Below are 17,219 nucleotides of genomic sequence, written 5' to 3'. Positions count from 1 at the left end.
GCTATTTTAGAATTTGAAAAGCAATTAAGGCAACTATATATGCCAAACTACTCATGAAAACCAACTGTCCAGCGGGCCACTTCCAAGAGTTGGTCTCCTTTTTTGTAATGGCAAGTGTACTGGCGCATTGCATGGCAAAAGCATAAAACATCAATAATGAAATTCCTGAGGCAAAATTGAATATTTTTTCGCCCGTTACTGGATTTACTTCTGCCGCCATTTTGTTTTTTATGGTATTTTCATTGTCACTTCCGCCGACACTGTAAATTGTTGCAAGTGTTCCAACAAATACCTCTCTCGCCGCAAAAGAACTGATGATGGCAATGCCAATTTTCCAGTCGTAACCCAAAGGAGAAATTACAGGTTCTATGGTTTTTCCCATTAAGCCAATATAAGAGTTTTCCAGTTTTTGCGAAGCAACAGCATTATTGAACTCGATTGGCGACAATGGATGCGCTTTGGTGTTTTCTAATATTATCTTTTCTGCATTTTTGAACTGTTTTCCAGGGCCGTAAGAAGCCAAAAACCATAATATAACCGATATTGCCAGAATGATTTTTCCAGCCCCAAAAACGAACGCTTTTGTTTTTTCGATTACGTTAATGGCTACATTTTTGAACATTGGTAATTTATAATTGGGCATTTCGACCACAAAGAATGTTTTGCCTTTCACTTTTAGAATAATATTCAAGATATATGCAGCTAATATTGCCGTACCAAATCCAATAACGTACAAAAGCATTAAGGTCAGTCCCTGTACATTTAATATTCCCAAAACATAGGTGTCCGGAATAACCAACCCAATAATAATCGCGTAAACAGGAAGTCGTGCGGAGCAAGTGGTAAACGGAGTCACTAGAATTGTGATTAAACGTTCTTTCCAGTTTTCGATGTTTCGAGTTGCCATAATTGCTGGAATGGCACAGGCTGTTCCTGAAATTAAAGGAACGACACTTTTGCCCGATAAGCCGAATCTACGCATGATTTTATCCATTAGGAAAACCACACGGCTCATATAACCGCTTTCTTCGAGTATGGAAATGAATAGAAATAAGAAAGCAATTTGTGGAATGAATATTAAAATGCCGCCAATTCCGGGAATTATTCCTTGAGAAATCAAATCGGTCAGCATTCCTGGAGGCAAATGTTCACCTGCCAATGTACTTAAAGTGGCAAATGTACTGTCGATAAAATCCATAGGAATTTTAGACCATTGAAAAATTGACTGAAAAATCACAAACAGAATAAGGAAGAAAATAACGTAACCCCATATTTTATGGGTCAATATACGATCTAATTTACTGCGGAAGTCTTTGGCAACACTTGAATCTATTTTTAAACCAACTTTTAATACGTCGTTGATGAACTGATAGCGTTTGATGGTTTCTTTTTGTTGCAATCGTTTCAAATCCGAATGCGATTTGGTAAATGAACTGCGAATTTCGTTACGTTCCAGATTCAAAAAGTTGACGTCTTGGGTAATAACCAACCACAATTTATACAACAATTGGTTGGGGAATGCTTGGCGAAGGCTATTGAAATATTCGGCATCAATAATCGAAGCGTTTAAGCAAGGTTCACTTGAAATGGTTTTGTAACTAACGATTAAATTTTTTAATTCTTCAATTCCGTAGCCTTTTCTGGAACTTATCAACGCAATCTTGGTTTTTAAGTGTTCTTCGAGATAAGGAATATCAAGTGAAATACCTTTGTGTTCCATTCTATCGGCCATATTGATGACTAAAATGGTCGGTATTTCAAGGTCTTTTATTTGGGTATAAAGGAGTAAATTTCGTTTCAGATTCTCCACATCGGTAACCACCAAAGCTACGTCAGGATAGAGGCGGTCATTTTTGTTAAGCAAAAGTTCAATAACAACACTTTCGTCAATAGAACTTGCGTTTAAACTATAGGTCCCAGGTAAATCAAGAATATTCGCTTTGATATTGTTGGGCAGTTTGCAAAAACCCATTTTTTTCTCCACAGTAATTCCGGGATAATTCCCTACTTGTTGGTTCAAGCCTGTAAGTTGATTAAAAACCGAAGTCTTTCCTACGTTTGGATTCCCGATTAGAGCAACGTTTATGTTTTTTAAACTCATTTTTGTTTGTTTTTAATGAGTTCCACGTTAATAAGTTTGGCAGTTTCAATGCGAATGGCAAGATGAGATCCGTTGATATTTAAATACAAAGGGTCTCCAAGGGGTGCAATTTGAAGTAATTCGACTTCATTACCTGGCAAACAGCCCATTTCTAATAGCTTTAATGGAATAACATCAATATCAAAATCCAGTATAATGGCTTTTTGGCCTTTTTTGAGAGAATGTATCGTTGTTTGCAAAGCTTATTTAGATTGAATTAAGATTACAAAAATACATTTTTTATTATAATTAAAGGTGATAATTATCAGTTTTACTCATTTTTTTCATTGGTGCAAAGCCAATTAATATCTTCAATCAATCGTTTTATGTCCTCTTTCTTTGTACCGTCATAAAAACCACGGACACGTCTTTTTTGGTCGACCAAAACAAAATTCTCAGTATGCACCATATCGTACAATTGGTCAGGTCTGCCTAGTTTTACAGCCAAATAGGATTTTCTGGCCATGGTATATATTTCTTTTTTGTCCCCAGTTACCAGATTCCACTTTCCGTCAATGACACCATATTTTTTTGCATAAGTTTTTAAAGCTGGTACACTGTCTGTTTCAGGAAAAACGGTATGGGAAAGCAACATTACTTTTGGATTGTCCTTAATCGCCTTTTGCACATCGATCAAGTTGGTGGTCATTTTGGGACAAATAGAACCGCAAGTGGTAAAGAAAAAGTCCGCCACATATACTTTTCCATTGTAGTCTTTTTGAGTAATGGTTTTGCCATTTTGGTTTACAAATGAGAAATCGGCAATGGTGTGGTATTTGCGAATGTATTGTATAGTAGTGTCGACCAATTCTGGATTCACATCGGCAGGATTGTAGATGGGCAATGTTTTACTAGGTTTTAAAGCACCATAGAACAAGTAAAGGGTTATAATGGAGAAAAGCGATACAATACCAATATAGATTCTGTATTTTTTTAGAATAGACAACATAATTTTAATTTGGTGCAAAATTAAATAAAAAAATCAACCCCTATGAAATTTAAAGAGATATAAGATTATTCACTTTCAATGCTTTTTTTTCAAAACATGTTCTCATTATCTGAAATTAATTAATCTCTGTTATAGGCTCAATGCTATTTCTCTTTTTTCGCATGGCATAATTAATCAAATACAATCCGATTAAAGTGATACTGCCGCCAAAGACAATTGCCACGGTTAATGGTTCACCAAAAATAAAGGAACCCAAAATAACGGCTACTATCGGATTGACATAAGCATACAAACTACTCAACTCAGTAGGGAGTTTTTGCAGGGCATAAATAAAAGCGATAAAGGTTAATACCGATCCTATGATGACCAAATAAGCTATTGATAACCAAGAATTCATTGGGATTTCAGAAAGTGGAATGCTTGCACCTGTGGCACCTACAAAGGCAAACAGGAAAATACTGGAAATAAACATCTGTAATCCTAAACTAAAATAAGGATTGAAACTAGCCGCTTTTTTCTTGGTATATAAAGTCCCAAATGCCCAAGTAATCGTCGCGGCTATCGAAAGTACGATGCCAAATTGAAAGTCAGGTTGTAAAAAATCGAGTAGGTGTTCGTAAAAGATAACACAAACTCCACCAAAACTAATCACAATTCCCAAAATTGCTAATCTGGTAATTCTTTCCCCCTTAAAAATACTGATAAACACAATCCACAAAGGAACCATGGCACCAATAATGGCACCCAATCCGCTACTGATGAATTTTACACCCCAAGTGCTGAGTCCGTTACTTAAAACAAAATTGAGCAAACTAAGGATAATAATGGTTTTCCATTGTTTTCCTTTTGGCCAAGGCGTTCTCTTCAATAAGAAAAAGGTAAGATATAAGGAGCCACCAATAAATTGTCTAATTCCTGCGAGTTGTAAGGCCGGCATGTGTTTGACACCTTCTTTGGAAGCCAGCCAAGTGGTTCCCCAAAAAAAACTAACCCAACATAAGGCCAAAATGGGCAATCCAATGGCATTAACTCTTGACTTAAAAGCGGTTTTTATTTTTGTTCTCAACTTATAAATTGGTTTTAATAAAGGAATAACCCAAAACGTTTTCTATTTTGCTGCTCAAAATTAGTTTTTTAGCAGATGGCTCGCAATGGTCAAATTGCGGCAAAGGTAAGCCTAATTCGGTTGCTTTTTGTGTATAATAAGTTTCTCTTGTGGGATGAAAAGGGCTGACACCATTGTAGATTTCGTCCCAGGAATTCGTAAGTAATATTTTTAGGATAATCCCAATGCAATCCTCTTGGTGAATGAAGTTAATGGGAGTTTCCGGATTTTCCAGATTTGTTTTCCCGGCCATAGACTTGGTTGGATTTCGGTCTTCACCAATGAGTCCGCCAAAACGCAGAATCGTAGTTTTGAAATGCGGATTGTCTCGCAAAAGCGATTCTCCTTCTAACAATTGTTTACCACTTTCGGTATCGGGTTTTGCAATGGTTTCTTCTGTTATTGTTGCGTTGGTTTCACCATAGACCGAAGTGGAACTTACAAAAAGTACGTTCTCAATTGTCGATTTTTCTATATATGGAATAAGTGTTTTTATTTTTTCTACAAAGACCTTTTCATTCACAGTTGAAGAATCATGTTTTTTTCGTCTTAATTGTGGCGGAATATTGATAACTAACGTTTTACTTTCGTTAAGGAAAACTTCAATTGTAGGAGTACTACTTTTGCTATCAAGCGCTATCAAAAACGGATCAATTCCGTAGGCTTTCAATACGGGAAGTTTGTCTTCGGTAGTAGTTGAACCTTTTACAGAAAACCCATTTGTTAATAAGGCTTTCGCCAAAGGCAACCCCAACCAACCGCAACCCAATATGCTTATTTGTCTCATTTTTTGTTTTTTGATACCCATTATAAATCAAGAAAAAAGCGTACTTTTTCTTTTCCAGTTCCGCCAATGCGATGGTAGAATTTAATTGCTCGTCCGTTGAATTTTGGCGTATGCCATTGTATGTTACTGCATTTTCTTTCTATTGCTATTTGTTTTAATTTTTCGATTAGAGCTTCACCAATTCCAAAACCACGAGTTTCTTCTTCAAGAAACAAACAATCCATATACATAAAAGTGGCAGCATCCCAAGTGGAAAAATCAAAAGTATAACTGGTGTAGCCAACGATTTTATTATCAAGCTCGACAACCAAACAAAACAATTTGGGTTGTTTATCAAAGAAGGCCTTTTTGAGTCCATCTTCTTTTCCTATCGGATTAAAAGCAGCTCTTTCATATTCAGCATGTTTTTGGCACAATTGAACCACGTCATTTATATCTGTTGGTTGACAATCTCGAATTAAATAGTTCATTGCAAATTGATTTCGGTTTGTAAAAAGCCAATAAAATGGTTAAAATAATCAGGATATTCCTTTTCAGCTCTAATAGCAATATAATGTTTTCTTTTCAGTCCGTTTTTGCCAATTTTTATGGCTTTGATGGGGCTATTTTTTAAATAAGGCTGCAAGGCCCATTTTGCCATTGACATCACACCCATATCGGCTTTAACCATTTCGATAGAGGCCTCGGTAAGAGGTAATGGAGTTACTTTTTTAGGCGTGATATTGGCGGGAGCCAAAACCATTTGATGAATGGTAACTGTTTCCATCGGTAGTGAATGAATGATTAAATGCTCATTGGCAAAATCTTCGGCAATCACATATTTTTTATTGGCCCAAGGGTGATTTTCAGAAACTGCCATGACCACTTCATCCTGAAAAAGTTCTAGGTATTTTATTCTGTCATCTTTAATTTGGTCACTGACTATTCCAATGTCAATTACATTATCCAATAGTTTTTGAAGCGGATAATGAGTAGCCTCGGTAACGATTTTCAATTCAACATTGGGATACAAATGGTGGAATTGCTTTAAAACGGAAGGCAGCCAATGGTAACTTGAAAAACATTCGGTACTGATTTTTATTTCTCCAAATTCCCCAAAAACCATTTGTTTGATTTGCAATTCTGTTTCCGAAAGTTTATCGAGAATCTCATTGGCAACTTCATATAATTTCTCGCCTGCTTTAGTCAGAATCAGTTTTTTATTGGTTCTCAAAAAAATCTTAGTACCAAGTTGATATTCGGATTCTTTGAGTTGATGGCTTAAGGCAGATTGTGTCAAATGTAGTTTGCCTATCGCTTTTGTAATGCTACCTTCTTCGACAATTGCTTTAATCAATCTTAAATGTCTGATTTCCATTTTTGAGAATTATTTTCACAAAGGAACAAAATTTATGCTTGGATTTGCATGAAAAGAATTCATGTAATGGATGAATTCTTTTCGTTTTTATCCCAAATGCAGTTGACCTAATTTTGAAAAATCAAATAACATTAAAAACAAAACATATGGAAGAACAAATAAAACATTATGAAAACAAGTTGGCATTTGAAATGGATCCGTCCGATTTGTTTGATGCCTTGAATAATGGAGTAAAAGTGATCGCTCTCGATGCCCGGAAAGCTTTTGGGTTTGAGGCTGAACATATTCCAAATGCGATTAATATTCCGCATCGAGAAATGAGTCTGGAAACCACCAGTCATTTGGATAAAGAAGTTTTGTATGTAACCTACTGCGATGGGATAGGCTGTAATGCCTCAACAAAAGGAGCTCTTAATATGACCAAATTAGGATTTAGAGTAAAGGAATTAATAGGTGGAATCGAGTGGTGGAAATTTGACGGTTACGCAACCAACGGAACTCAAGGGAAAAAAGATGGTGAGAAATTTGAGTGTGCATGTTAAAAGAAGAAAGTTTTTTTGCAAAGTGACACAAAGTTAAAACAGAGATAACCAAAGGTTTTTTTTCTTTGGCATATCTCTGTGTTTTTTCTTTGTCTATCTCTGAGACACTGCTTTTAAATTTACTTTATTCGTAAACTATCCTTGATTATTTTCAAACTATCCATCACTTCTGGTTTTATTAGTCTAGTCTTCAAAAGAGGAGCAACCACTTTTGGAGTTCGTCTTAATTTTTGGGTAATGATTATTGCATCATTTAAAACAAAAGGAGTTGGGATCATCCAGTCTTCTCTTGGAGTCATCGCGAATAATGGATTAACCATCAAATCAAACGAACTTTCCATAACATCCATATCAAGGACAGTTGCTCTGTTTATGGTAAATTGTAAAACAAGCGGTTCGTTATTGACCACATAATAACTCAGCAGTTTTTTGCCGTTTCGTTCCAATTCCGTTCCTTTTTGACCCAAAGTTGTTACTCCATTCGCTTTGAAATTGAAAAATGTCATAATTTGGTTGGCAAAAATATCATAGCGATTGACCTTTCGGTTTGGGGTGATTTGTATTTTCAAATATCTTTTGAATCCTACCACACTGTCTTGAATAAAAGTAATTGTTGGTTTAGCAATTCCTTTGTTTGGTGCTTCTGCGGCATAGGTGAACTCCGAATTGTATTTGCTAAACAGCTTCAAATCATTGAATATTTTTGCTCCTTTTGGTTTTTCACCCAGATACCCTTTCGTCCAAGAATCGAGATTGGTGTCGTAAGTAAGCCAATAAGTCCTGTTGTTATCAGCATTGTAGAGATATACCAAACTGTTGGATTTGGCTTCGCCTAATTCGTAACCCGAATGGTATTGTGCTTTGCCTAAAAAGGTAATAGCCGTTAAAAAGAAAAAGAATGACCAAGCTCCTTTTTTGGTAAAAGCCCCAAAAATTGGAAGCAATATGGTAAATGCTAAAACAGTCAAAATGGCACTTCCAAACAGCACTTTCAATCCCAAACCTATTGGGAACATTTGAATAAACGGAGCAATAATCAGCAACGCTGGAATTCCACAAATGAGGTTTACAATCCAATTGGATCTTTGGCTAAACACAAAAACTGCAAAGGCAATCAGTCCAAAATAGACCGGAATAATCAGGAATCCTGCACCACGCAAACTGTTGGCCAGAAATCCATTTAGCACAATCCAAAATAGTAGTGGAATCACGTAATGGTTCATCGTTACTTTTGGCTTGGAGGCTATTTGGTAAAAGAAAAAACAAATCGAAAGGCTCAGCAATACAAAAGCGGCTATGTAATCGTGCCCGTTATACGTAAAGCCAATGAGCAAATCATTGTATTGCGGATTCAACCACAACAACCCTTTCCAGCCGTAATAGGTTATCAAGCCCGTGAAAATCAAAGCACCCAAAAAAGGGAAAAACCCTTTCATAATTTCGTTCAACTTCAGCATTCTTTTGGCTTTGCCCAGAAAAACCAAAATAATTAATAAACCAGCCGCAATTAATGTCATTGGTACTACCCAATCAAAAGGATAACTGATGAAAGTAAAAGGAATTGTAAAATAAACATCATCTGTTGTCGAAGCTGTAGCATTTAAATCGGCATTTGAGAAATAATTCAGCAACGGCATCAAATAAGAGCCTTGGTGTTTCAAAGTGCTTTTGTCCAAATGGGCCACATCATCTTGTTGGGTATGATAATTGAAATGGCCGTCTATAAAAGCAAAATTAAATCCTTGAATATTGCCTTGCTCCCTAAAAACCGTTAAGTCGGTATCATTTGGTAACATTTTGTAAATGCTATACATCAAGGAATTCGAAACCGGATACGTAGCGCCCGCTTTGGCAAATTCCTTAACTAGGCCCGCATTTCCTTTGTTGGTTTCCATCAACATATAACTTGGTCCCGATGAACCTCGTGCCTCAAAATTCAACACCAAACCCACTTCTTTGGCCCACTGATGTTCAGTAACAAAAAGTGCAGCGCCATTCAAACCCAATTCCTCGGCATCAGTAAATAGTATAATGATGTCGTTTTGGTGCTTGGTCTTTGCATTCAAAAAGGCACGAACACCTTCTAAAATTGTAGCTACACCCGATGCATCGTCACTTGCCCCATGCGAAACCGAATGTGGTGCGCTGTCATAATGCGAGAGCAGAAGCAATGCTTTGGTGTTCTTAGTCCCTTCGATGCGGCACATTATGTTTTTTGATTTGACCAAATTCCCCCAATCACTCAGGGTAAAACCTTCCTGAACCGTTGTTTCCAACCCCAGTTTTTGCAATTCATTGATGATATAATTAGCCACAACTTCGTGGTTTTTCGTGCCGACATAATGCGGTTGTTTCGCAATCGCATTAATATGTTCCAATGCTCTGCTAGTCGAAAACTCTGTGACTTTTTTGTCTTCATTAACCGACCACGAAGGCATTAAGGACGCAAATAAAAATCCCAAAATCCCAAGGATGATGACAACACTTATAATAGAAGAATAGTTCTTTTTCATTATTTGAGGTTTTAAATATCTTTTTTAACGAGCATATAATAATCATTGTCCAAAACCATGTAGCCTTGATCATACAGGAAATAGTAGGTATTCCCCGATTTAGTATGGAGAACATTAGTAAAAAACTCAAAATCAAAACCCTTGCTCATCAGCTTGGCTCGAGTCGTTTTCGATTTGCCCTCCAGATTAAGTTCCGACAAAATTCGGTAATTTTTGCGCAATTTGTTGTTGATATTGCGCATATAATTCGTACTATCTTTATTTATTTTGTTGTTGTAGGCATTTCGGCAACCATCGCTGCAGAATTTCTTGTCTTCACGACCTACAATGGGATCTCCACATTCAAGGCAGGTTTTCATAATACTATCGTTTTATGTTCAACGTTATTTCATTTTTTTAGGAGCCAATCATTAGGCTTTATTTTTGGGTATTGGTTCCTGCTCTCATTCCAATCCACGCCCAAAAGCGTGGGATTTTCCCTTCCATCAGGGCTAGTTAGGATTTATGGTTTTGGCTTTGTTTTTCCATCCCTTGTATAATTGGCCATTCCCGATAGCTATTGGGAGTGGCTAATTTATCTATGTAGAATCCGTGCCATCCGTGTCCAATTTGCCTCAATTCTCAATCTTTTTTATTTGATATAAATCGGTTCTTCTGTCTTTCAGGATGCGCACGCTTCCATGTTCGTGCAATTCTTTTAGCAATCGTAAATCGACATCAACAATCAAAGTCATTTCAGTATTTGGAGTAGCTTCGGCTTTGATACCATTACTAGGAAATGCAAAATCCGAAGGTGTAAAAACCGCCGTTTGTGCATACTGAATATCCATATTATTTACTTTAGGCAAATTCCCCACACAACCCGCAATGGCAACATAACATTCGTTTTCTATCGCTCGGGCTTGAGCACAATGTTTTACTCTAATGTAGGCGTTTTGAGTATCGGTCAGGAAAGGAACAAAAAGAATATTCATTCCCTCATCGGCCATAATTCGCGAAACTTCGGGAAACTCCACATCATAACAAATCATAATTCCAATTTTACCACAATCGGTGTCAAAAGTTTTGATTTCAGACCCGCCTTTCATGCCCCAATGCTGTACTTCGTTTGGTGTGACGTGAATTTTGGTATACATCTCCGATGTTCCATCTCTCTTGCATAGAAACCCCACATTGTATAAATTGCCATTTTCCAGGTACGGCATACTGCCCGAAATGATATTGATATTATACGAAATGGCCAATTCCTGAAACCGTTTTCGGATAGGTTCAGAATGTTTCGCTAATTCACGAATCGCTTCAGCTTCGGTCAAATGATTATAATCGGCCATTAAAGGAGCGATGAACAATTCTGGAAAAACAGCAAAATCACAAGTGTAGCCCGAAACTACATCAATAAAAAATTCTGATTGCTCGAATAATGCCTCAAGATTGCCAAGTGATCGCATTTGCCACTGAATTAGGCCTAGCCGAATAACATTTTTTTCAGTATTTATTAATCTTGGACTTTCGTCAAAATAGATATTGTTCCATTCCAGCAAGACTGCAAATTCCTTCGAATCTTCGTCACCAGCCAAATAATTTTTCATGATTCGCAATACGTGAAAATCATTACTCAACTGAAACGATAGCACTGGATCGTGCAATTGTTTACTTTTTACTTTCTCAATGTATTTTGTGGGCGTCAGTTTATTGGAGTATTGACCGTAACTCGGAATTCGTCCCGCAAAAACAATCGCCTTAAGGTTCAACTGTTCACACAATTCTTTTCGGGCATCGTACAAACGCCTGCCCAAACGCAACCCACGATAATTGGGGTGGATAAAAACATCGATACCATACAATATTTCCCCTTGTGGATTGTGTGTCGAAAACGAATAATCACCAATTATCTGTGAGTAATTGTGTTTTTTATCGACCAATTTTTCGGCTACAATCAAAGACAGAGCGGAACCCACCACTTTTCCGTCCACTAAAATAACCAATTGACCTTCGGGAAAAATACCCAAGAGCCGTTCAATATCATTAGCACGCCAATAAGAATCAGCCATTTCTGGATACGATTCCACCATCGAGTTTTTGAGTTGTTTGTAATCCTCAAAAGCTAAGTTCCGCAATTCTACTTTTTTTATTTTGGCCTGCATAATAATGAGAGAATTTATGGTGAGTAATTAATTTAAAATACTTTTTTAGAGCCAATCCTTAGGCTTTCCTCGTAGGTATGGGTTCCTGCTATCGCTTTCTCTCTTCAGTCCGTTATGAGGATATCGGCTCGCGTGAGCGTTGCGAACTGGCAAATAAATCAAGGCTAATTCTGCTTTTTTATGCCATGTTATATTTCAAATATAGTAAAATTTATCCATTTACAAACGGTTACAAGTAATTACAACCGAAAGTAAGTAGTTAGCAACCGAATAATTTTTGCAAGCCATCGCATCTTTGCCCTGTCGAAATGAAACAGTGCAATGTCAATTTCAATAATAATCATATACACACTAACATTTAAATTTTACACGCCATGAAAAACAGAGTACAATTAATCGGAAACGCAGGAAATGACCCAATCATCAAATCGTTTGAAGGAGGAAAAAAATTAGCTAATTTGACTATCGCCACTAATGACAGTTACAAAAACGACAAAGGAGAACGAGTAGACCAAACCGAATGGCACACTATTGTTGCGTGGGGAAAAACAGCCGAGATTATCGAGAAATTCGTGACCAAAGGAAAACAAATTGCCATAGACGGAAAGCTAACCCACAGAAGCTACGACGATAAAAATGGTGAAAAACGCTATATCACCGAAGTGGTTGTTAGCGAAATTATGCTTTTAGGGAAGTAGATTTCTGAGAGTAGATTTAAGAAAGCAGAATTGTGAAGGCAAACAATTATCCGATTTTAGTAGAACAAGAAGGTTTTTTTTGGTCATGCTTTATCACCCAATATTATCATCTCGACGATGGAGAGATCTTTACGATTTACTCAACAATCAATGTTGGCAATGTTGTCAGAAAAACGAGATGACTATATTGAGAAATCCTTTTATCGAAAAGAACGAAACGAGTATTTTTAGTCTCGTTGTTTTCAACAAAAAAAGAGTCCCTTGGGACTCTTTTTTCATTACTATAAATTAACTATTGCGACGGTTCATTTAAAAATAAAGCTACTGCATAACTGATTACTAAACAGAGTACAACTATACGCTGCCAACTGAATTCTGCTAATAAAAAAACTAAGACGCTTTTTTTATTAAATCAAACATCGGGCAACGGCTGCAACGTTTTTTTTCCCCTTTTTTAAATTTTTCGCAACAGCTTGACTTGCAGTTTTCGGCCACTTTTATTTTTTTAAGGAGTTCTTTCTTTTTGTCCTTTTTTTTATCTTTCTCTTTTTCTTTCTTGCTCAATGTGTGAAGAATTAAAAACCAATGCAAAGATAAGTTATTTTTATCTATTCTAAATAAGTTTTAACATTTTTTGGAGCAAAAAAAATCCCAAAATGCAGCTAAAGCATTTTGGAATTATTTTTTAAGAAGTTTTCTCTTAATTATTTGGCTGGTGCGGCAGCGCTTGCAATAGCTACTTGCTGAATGTCTCGGTCAAAAAGGTATAATCCGCCTTTATCGTCACCAATAAGGTTGATTTTATCTAAAATGTTTTTGGCTGTTGCTTCTTCTTCAATTTGTTCGGCTACATACCATTGCAAGAAATTATGGGTAGCATAATCTTTTTCTTCAAAGGTGATGTGTACCAATTCATTTATCGATTCCGAAACAAAAATCTCGTGTTTGTATAGTTCTTCAAACATTCCCTTGAACGTTTCGTAAGTGGTTTTTGGAGCTTTTAAATCGGTTATTTTTGAATGACCACCACGTTCGTTTACATACTTGATTAATTTGAGCATGTGCAAACGCTCTTCATCAGATTGTGCATACATAAACTGCGCAATTCCTTCCAATCCATTTACTTCGGCCCAACAAGCCATAGATAGATAAGTTTGAGAAGATTCGGCTTCTATACGGATTTGTTTGTTTAGTGCGGTTTCGATATTTTTTAATAGCATGATTTCTAGTTTTTAGTAAAATTAGAAAAAAAATAGTTTAATACTATTCTTTTTAAGTCAAAAATGAAACAATCTATATCAAGTTAAAATCTGTAAATACGTTTTCGATGGTGCTAAAATGGTGAAAAGGTGGTGTGTTTTCGTCAAAATTGTCTTGTGAAAACCAAAATGCAACCAGATAAGAAACTTTGTCTCGTTGTTATCAAACATTTCCTTAAATTTGCTACCATTATTTAGGTATAAAAAACAAATTATGTTACAAATCACATTTATTAGAGAGAATCAAGAGAAAGTAATCAACGCTTTGGCCAAAAGAAATATGGATGCCAAACAAGTTGTTGAAGAAGTGGTACAATTGGATGAAAAACGTCGCGCTACACAAGTAGAGTTGGACACTATTTTATCCGAATCTAATAAATTATCCAAAGATATTGGTGATTTGATGAAAGCGGGGGAGAAATCGAAAGCGGCAATTCTTAAAGAAAAAACAGTTTTGTTAAAAGAAAAAAGCAAAATTTTAGCTGAAAATGCTGTTGTTTTGGCCAATGAATTAACAGAGAAACTATATACATTACCGAATCTTCCTGCCGATATTGTTCCTGTTGGAAAAACACCAGAGGATAACCTTAATGTTTTTGAAGAAGGCACTATTCCGGTTTTACACGAAGGCGCACAGCCACATTGGGAATTGGTAAAAAAATACGATATCATTGATTTTGAATTAGGAGTAAAAATAACAGGTGCTGGGTTTCCAGTTTATAAAGGAAAAGGAGCTCGTTTGCAACGGGCTTTAATCAATTATTTTTTAGACAAAAATACTGAAGCAGGATACAAAGAAATGCAAGTGCCGCATTTGGTAAACGAAGCGTCTGCTTATGGAACTGGACAATTGCCGGACAAAGAAGGTCAAATGTATCACGATGCTACAGACGATTTGTATTTGATTCCAACAGCTGAAGTTCCGGTAACCAATATTTTTAGAGACGTTATTTTATCCGAAAGTGAATTGCCGGTTAAGTACACGGGTTATACGCCTTGTTTCCGTCGTGAAGCGGGTTCTTACGGAGCGCATGTACGCGGATTGAACCGTTTGCATCAATTTGACAAAGTGGAAATCGTTCGTGTGGAGCATCCCGATAATTCATATTCTGCATTAGATAATATGGTGGAACATGTAAAAAGTATTTTGCAGGATTTGAAATTGCCATACCGAATTTTACGTCTTTGTGGTGGAGACATGGGTTTCACATCGGCTTTGACATATGATTTTGAAGTATATTCTACAGCGCAGGAACGTTGGTTGGAAATTTCATCAGTATCTAATTTTGAAACTTTTCAGGCCAATCGTTTGAAATTGCGTTTCAAAGACAAAGACGGAAAAAATCAATTGGCACACACTTTAAACGGAAGTTCATTGGCTTTGCCAAGAGTTCTTGCCGGAATTTTAGAAAATTACCAAACGCCAGAGGGAATCGTAATACCAGAAGTATTGCGTCCTTACTGTGGGTTTGATATTATAGATTAATTTAGTTTTCGGTTTTCAGTCACAGTATTCAAAGCTGTGACTGTTTACTGTGACTGCGACTAAAAAAGGAAATGAAAAACCTAATCCTCTATATAATCCTGTTTTGTTCAACGTCAATTTTTGCCCAAAACGAGCAATTGGCGCAGTATTATTATGACAAAGGGGATTTTGATAAGGCATTGGTCAGTTACCAGGAATTATCGGATGGATTGCCAACGAATCCTTTTTATTTTCAACGAAAAATTGATTGCATGCAGCAATTGCTTCAGTTTGAATCTACTGAAAAAGCCATTCAGGAGCGATTGAGCAAATACAAGCAAGCCACACTTTTGGTTGAATTGGGTTATAATTTTCAATTGCAAAAAAATGAATCTAAAGCCAAAAAGTATTACGATGAGGCAATAGACAAAATTAGAAAAAATCCAAACGAAGTGTACGGAGTTGCCAATACCTTTGAAAAAAAGGTATTGCTTGAATATGCTTTGCAATCGTATTTAGTGGCCAGTGAGTTGATACCAACCTATGATTTCAAATACCAAACGGCATTGCTGTATGGTCAATTGGGAAAAAATGATGAAATGATTGCCAATTTTCTGGAAGAAGCAATCGAGAATCCACAATCGGCAGTGATGATTCAAAACCAACTGACACGTTATATGTCAACCGATGGGGATTCCAAGTTCAATGAAAGCCTCCGAAAAGCTTTGATTGTAAGGGTTCAAAAAAATCAGGATGTTTTTTGGAATCAGTTTTTGAGCTGGTTTTACATGCAACAAAAAGAATTCGGAAAAGCCTTTATTCAAGAAAAAGCCATCTACAAACGCAATCCCGAATCACTTTCTAATATCCTTAGCTTAGGACAAATGGCAATTGAGGAAGGGGATAATGAAGTAGCTGCAGAGGTTATGAATTATGTGTTGGAAAATACCACCGATGTAGAATTGATTGTACAAGCCCATACTTATTTAATGAAAATGAAGATGGAAAAGGCGCAAGAAAAAGATTTTGCGGCGATCAATGCTCAATTTGATCTTTTGTTAAAACAATATGGCTTAACTCCAGTTACCTTATCTTTGCAACTAAAACAAGCACATTTTGTGAGCTTCATAATGAAAAATCCTGTTGAGGGAAAATCCATTATTAAGCGAGCGATGGAAATGCAACTGAATCTATACGATCAAGCACAATGCAAAATGGGGTTGGCGGACATTTTACTTTCCGAAGAAAAATTCAATCAGGCCTTGCTTTATTATTCACAAATAGAAGAGAATTTGCAAAACAATGTGATGTCGCATGAAGCAAGTTTGAAATCGGCTAAAACCAGTTATTTTAAAACTGATTTTGAATGGGCACTAAAACAGTTCAAAGAACTGAAATCAGCCAGTACACAGTTGATTGCCAACGATGCTTTAGAATATTTTTTGTTAATCAATGACAATACTGTTGCCGATTCGACCCAAACGGCGCTGAAGCAATTTGCCAAAGGAGATTATCTTTTGTACCAAAACAGAAATCAGGAAGCGATAGCACAGTTTCAATCGATTTTGAAAAGTTTCAAAGGACAGGAAATCGAAGCGGTGACCTTGTTGCGATTGGGGAGATTGTATGAAAAACTTGGTGATTATACATTAGCTTTGGCACAATACCAAGATATAATTGATCATCATAGCGATGGAATTTATATAGATGAAGCGCTTTATTTTTCGGCGGATATTTACAACAAACAGTTGCAGCAACCTGATAAAGCCAAGGCTTTGTATGAAAAAATTATTTTCGGGCATCAGGACAGTATTTATTTTGTAGATGCCAGAAGGAAGTTCAGGGAATTGCGCGGAGATACTAATTTATAAGGGAAGAGTTTAATCGTTTAACAGTTTATTCGTTTCATCGGATCGGTTAAACAAATCAACAGCAAAAATGATAATATATAACGTTACCACAAACATACACGAAAGCGTTCACGACCAATGGATGATTTGGATGCAACACAAACATATTCCGGAAATGTTGGCTTGTGGAAAATTTACCTCGGCTAAATTTGTTCGGGTTTTAATTGAAGAGGAAATGGGCGGAGTCACTTATTCGGTTCAATATACAACAGATAGTAAAGAAACATTAGAGAAATATTATCAAGAGGATGCTCCTAGATTAAGGGAAGAAGGTTTGAAATTGTTTGGCGATAAAATGCTGGCTTTTAGAACCGAATTGGAAGTGATTAGTGAGCATTAATAAATAGATT

16 protein-coding genes are annotated in these 17,219 nt (G+C 36.5%); 5 read left to right on the top strand and 11 right to left on the bottom strand.

The genetic code is table 11. The features are described from left to right. Window position 1: 1 nt before the first annotated feature. From feoB to KZH69_RS11865, 7 genes are all read right to left on the bottom strand, one after another. The gene (feoB, locus tag KZH69_RS11895) at window positions 2-2,101 is read right to left on the bottom strand and encodes a ferrous iron transport protein B (protein ID WP_219317684.1); all 2,100 of its coding nucleotides are present in this window, start codon (window positions 2,099-2,101) and stop codon (window positions 2-4) included. Then, on the bottom strand, window positions 2,098-2,340 hold the full coding sequence (locus KZH69_RS11890; protein ID WP_219317681.1) for a FeoA family protein: 243 nt from the start codon (window positions 2,338-2,340) through the stop codon (window positions 2,098-2,100). Before KZH69_RS11890 ends, feoB begins: the two co-directional genes overlap by 4 nt. Before the next feature lie 71 nt (window positions 2,341-2,411). Then, on the bottom strand, window positions 2,412-3,089 hold the full coding sequence (locus KZH69_RS11885) for an SCO family protein (protein ID WP_219317679.1): 678 nt from the start codon (window positions 3,087-3,089) through the stop codon (window positions 2,412-2,414). Between the two features lie 115 nt (window positions 3,090-3,204). Continuing rightward, the gene (locus KZH69_RS11880; RefSeq protein WP_255557897.1) at window positions 3,205-4,155 is read right to left on the bottom strand and encodes a DMT family transporter; all 951 of its coding nucleotides are present in this window, start codon (window positions 4,153-4,155) and stop codon (window positions 3,205-3,207) included. A gap of 1 nt (window position 4,156) precedes the next feature. Beyond that, window positions 4,157-4,981, bottom strand: a complete 825-nt coding sequence (locus tag KZH69_RS11875) for an NAD-dependent epimerase/dehydratase family protein (protein ID WP_219317677.1) — start codon at window positions 4,979-4,981, stop codon at window positions 4,157-4,159. 20 nt (window positions 4,982-5,001) lie between these two features. Then, window positions 5,002-5,451: a GNAT family N-acetyltransferase gene (locus tag KZH69_RS11870; protein WP_219317676.1), complete on the bottom strand. Its 450-nt coding sequence runs from the start codon at window positions 5,449-5,451 to the stop codon at window positions 5,002-5,004. After that, window positions 5,448-6,338 (bottom strand): LysR family transcriptional regulator, encoded by an 891-nt coding sequence (locus tag KZH69_RS11865; RefSeq protein WP_219317675.1) that lies wholly within the window; start codon window positions 6,336-6,338, stop codon window positions 5,448-5,450. The genes KZH69_RS11870 and KZH69_RS11865 overlap by 4 nt, the downstream gene beginning before the upstream one ends. Window positions 6,339-6,484: 146 nt before the next feature. Here KZH69_RS11865 and KZH69_RS11860 point away from each other — a divergent pair, with 146 nt between their 5' ends. Then, entirely contained in the window at window positions 6,485-6,880 is a 396-nt protein-coding gene (locus tag KZH69_RS11860; protein WP_219317674.1) for a rhodanese-like domain-containing protein, read from the top strand. 119 nt (window positions 6,881-6,999) lie between these two features. Here KZH69_RS11860 and KZH69_RS11855 read toward each other — a convergent pair whose 3' ends face one another. The 3 genes from KZH69_RS11855 to KZH69_RS11845 form a co-directional block, all read right to left on the bottom strand. After that, window positions 7,000-9,393 (bottom strand): M20/M25/M40 family metallo-hydrolase, encoded by a 2,394-nt coding sequence (locus tag KZH69_RS11855; RefSeq protein WP_219317673.1) that lies wholly within the window; start codon window positions 9,391-9,393, stop codon window positions 7,000-7,002. Between the two features lie 11 nt (window positions 9,394-9,404). Continuing rightward, the gene (locus KZH69_RS11850) at window positions 9,405-9,752 is read right to left on the bottom strand and encodes a DUF2116 family Zn-ribbon domain-containing protein (protein ID WP_219317671.1); all 348 of its coding nucleotides are present in this window, start codon (window positions 9,750-9,752) and stop codon (window positions 9,405-9,407) included. Between the two features lie 255 nt (window positions 9,753-10,007). Beyond that, window positions 10,008-11,537, bottom strand: coding sequence for a bifunctional GNAT family N-acetyltransferase/carbon-nitrogen hydrolase family protein (locus KZH69_RS11845; RefSeq protein ID WP_219317669.1), 1,530 nt, complete (start codon window positions 11,535-11,537; stop codon window positions 10,008-10,010). A gap of 374 nt (window positions 11,538-11,911) precedes the next feature. On the opposite strand from KZH69_RS11845, the gene KZH69_RS11840 reads away from it, so the two are divergent. Next, complete coding sequence (locus KZH69_RS11840) at window positions 11,912-12,235, top strand: single-stranded DNA-binding protein (protein WP_219317668.1); 324 nt, start codon at window positions 11,912-11,914, stop codon at window positions 12,233-12,235. Window positions 12,236-12,939: 704 nt separating this feature from the next. Here the strand turns inward: KZH69_RS11840 and KZH69_RS11835 are convergent. Beyond that, on the bottom strand, window positions 12,940-13,455 hold the full coding sequence (locus KZH69_RS11835; protein ID WP_219317667.1) for a ferritin: 516 nt from the start codon (window positions 13,453-13,455) through the stop codon (window positions 12,940-12,942). 253 nt (window positions 13,456-13,708) lie between these two features. Here KZH69_RS11835 and serS point away from each other — a divergent pair, with 253 nt between their 5' ends. The 3 genes from serS to KZH69_RS11820 all read left to right on the top strand — a co-directional run bounded on the left by serS (window position 13,709) and on the right by KZH69_RS11820 (window position 17,209). Then, a complete protein-coding gene (gene serS, locus KZH69_RS11830) occupies window positions 13,709-14,980 on the top strand; it encodes a serine--tRNA ligase (RefSeq protein ID WP_219317666.1) in 1,272 nt (423 codons plus the stop codon). Between the two features lie 71 nt (window positions 14,981-15,051). Continuing rightward, window positions 15,052-16,830, top strand: a complete 1,779-nt coding sequence (locus KZH69_RS11825; RefSeq protein ID WP_219317664.1) for a tetratricopeptide repeat protein — start codon at window positions 15,052-15,054, stop codon at window positions 16,828-16,830. A gap of 67 nt (window positions 16,831-16,897) precedes the next feature. After that, a complete protein-coding gene (locus KZH69_RS11820; protein ID WP_219317662.1) occupies window positions 16,898-17,209 on the top strand; it encodes a DUF4286 family protein in 312 nt (103 codons plus the stop codon). Window positions 17,210-17,219: the final 10 nt, after the last annotated feature.

This window comes from Flavobacterium taihuense (assembly GCF_019351435.1).
Taxonomy (GTDB): Bacteria; Bacteroidota; Bacteroidia; order Flavobacteriales; family Flavobacteriaceae; genus Flavobacterium; species Flavobacterium taihuense.
Note: the sequence above shows the minus strand (reverse complement) of the source record. Positions and strands in the feature narration are given on the sequence as shown.

Coding starts and splice junctions, on each gene's coding strand:
- feoB (WP_219317684.1), bottom strand. CDS start 2,101: ATGAGTTTAAAAAACATAAACGTTGCTCTAATCGGGAATCCAAACGTA.
- KZH69_RS11885 (WP_219317679.1), bottom strand. CDS start 3,089: ATGTTGTCTATTCTAAAAAAATACAGAATCTATATTGGTATTGTATCG.
- KZH69_RS11875 (WP_219317677.1), bottom strand. CDS start 4,981: ATGAGACAAATAAGCATATTGGGTTGCGGTTGGTTGGGGTTGCCTTTG.
- KZH69_RS11870 (WP_219317676.1), bottom strand. CDS start 5,451: ATGAACTATTTAATTCGAGATTGTCAACCAACAGATATAAATGACGTG.
- KZH69_RS11865 (WP_219317675.1), bottom strand. CDS start 6,338: ATGGAAATCAGACATTTAAGATTGATTAAAGCAATTGTCGAAGAAGGT.
- KZH69_RS11860 (WP_219317674.1), top strand. CDS start 6,485: ATGGAAGAACAAATAAAACATTATGAAAACAAGTTGGCATTTGAAATG.
- KZH69_RS11855 (WP_219317673.1), bottom strand. CDS start 9,393: ATGAAAAAGAACTATTCTTCTATTATAAGTGTTGTCATCATCCTTGGG.
- KZH69_RS11850 (WP_219317671.1), bottom strand. CDS start 9,752: ATGAAAACCTGCCTTGAATGTGGAGATCCCATTGTAGGTCGTGAAGAC.
- KZH69_RS11845 (WP_219317669.1), bottom strand. CDS start 11,537: ATGCAGGCCAAAATAAAAAAAGTAGAATTGCGGAACTTAGCTTTTGAG.
- KZH69_RS11840 (WP_219317668.1), top strand. CDS start 11,912: ATGAAAAACAGAGTACAATTAATCGGAAACGCAGGAAATGACCCAATC.
- KZH69_RS11835 (WP_219317667.1), bottom strand. CDS start 13,455: ATGCTATTAAAAAATATCGAAACCGCACTAAACAAACAAATCCGTATA.
- serS (WP_219317666.1), top strand. CDS start 13,709: ATGTTACAAATCACATTTATTAGAGAGAATCAAGAGAAAGTAATCAAC.
- KZH69_RS11825 (WP_219317664.1), top strand. CDS start 15,052: ATGAAAAACCTAATCCTCTATATAATCCTGTTTTGTTCAACGTCAATT.
- KZH69_RS11820 (WP_219317662.1), top strand. CDS start 16,898: ATGATAATATATAACGTTACCACAAACATACACGAAAGCGTTCACGAC.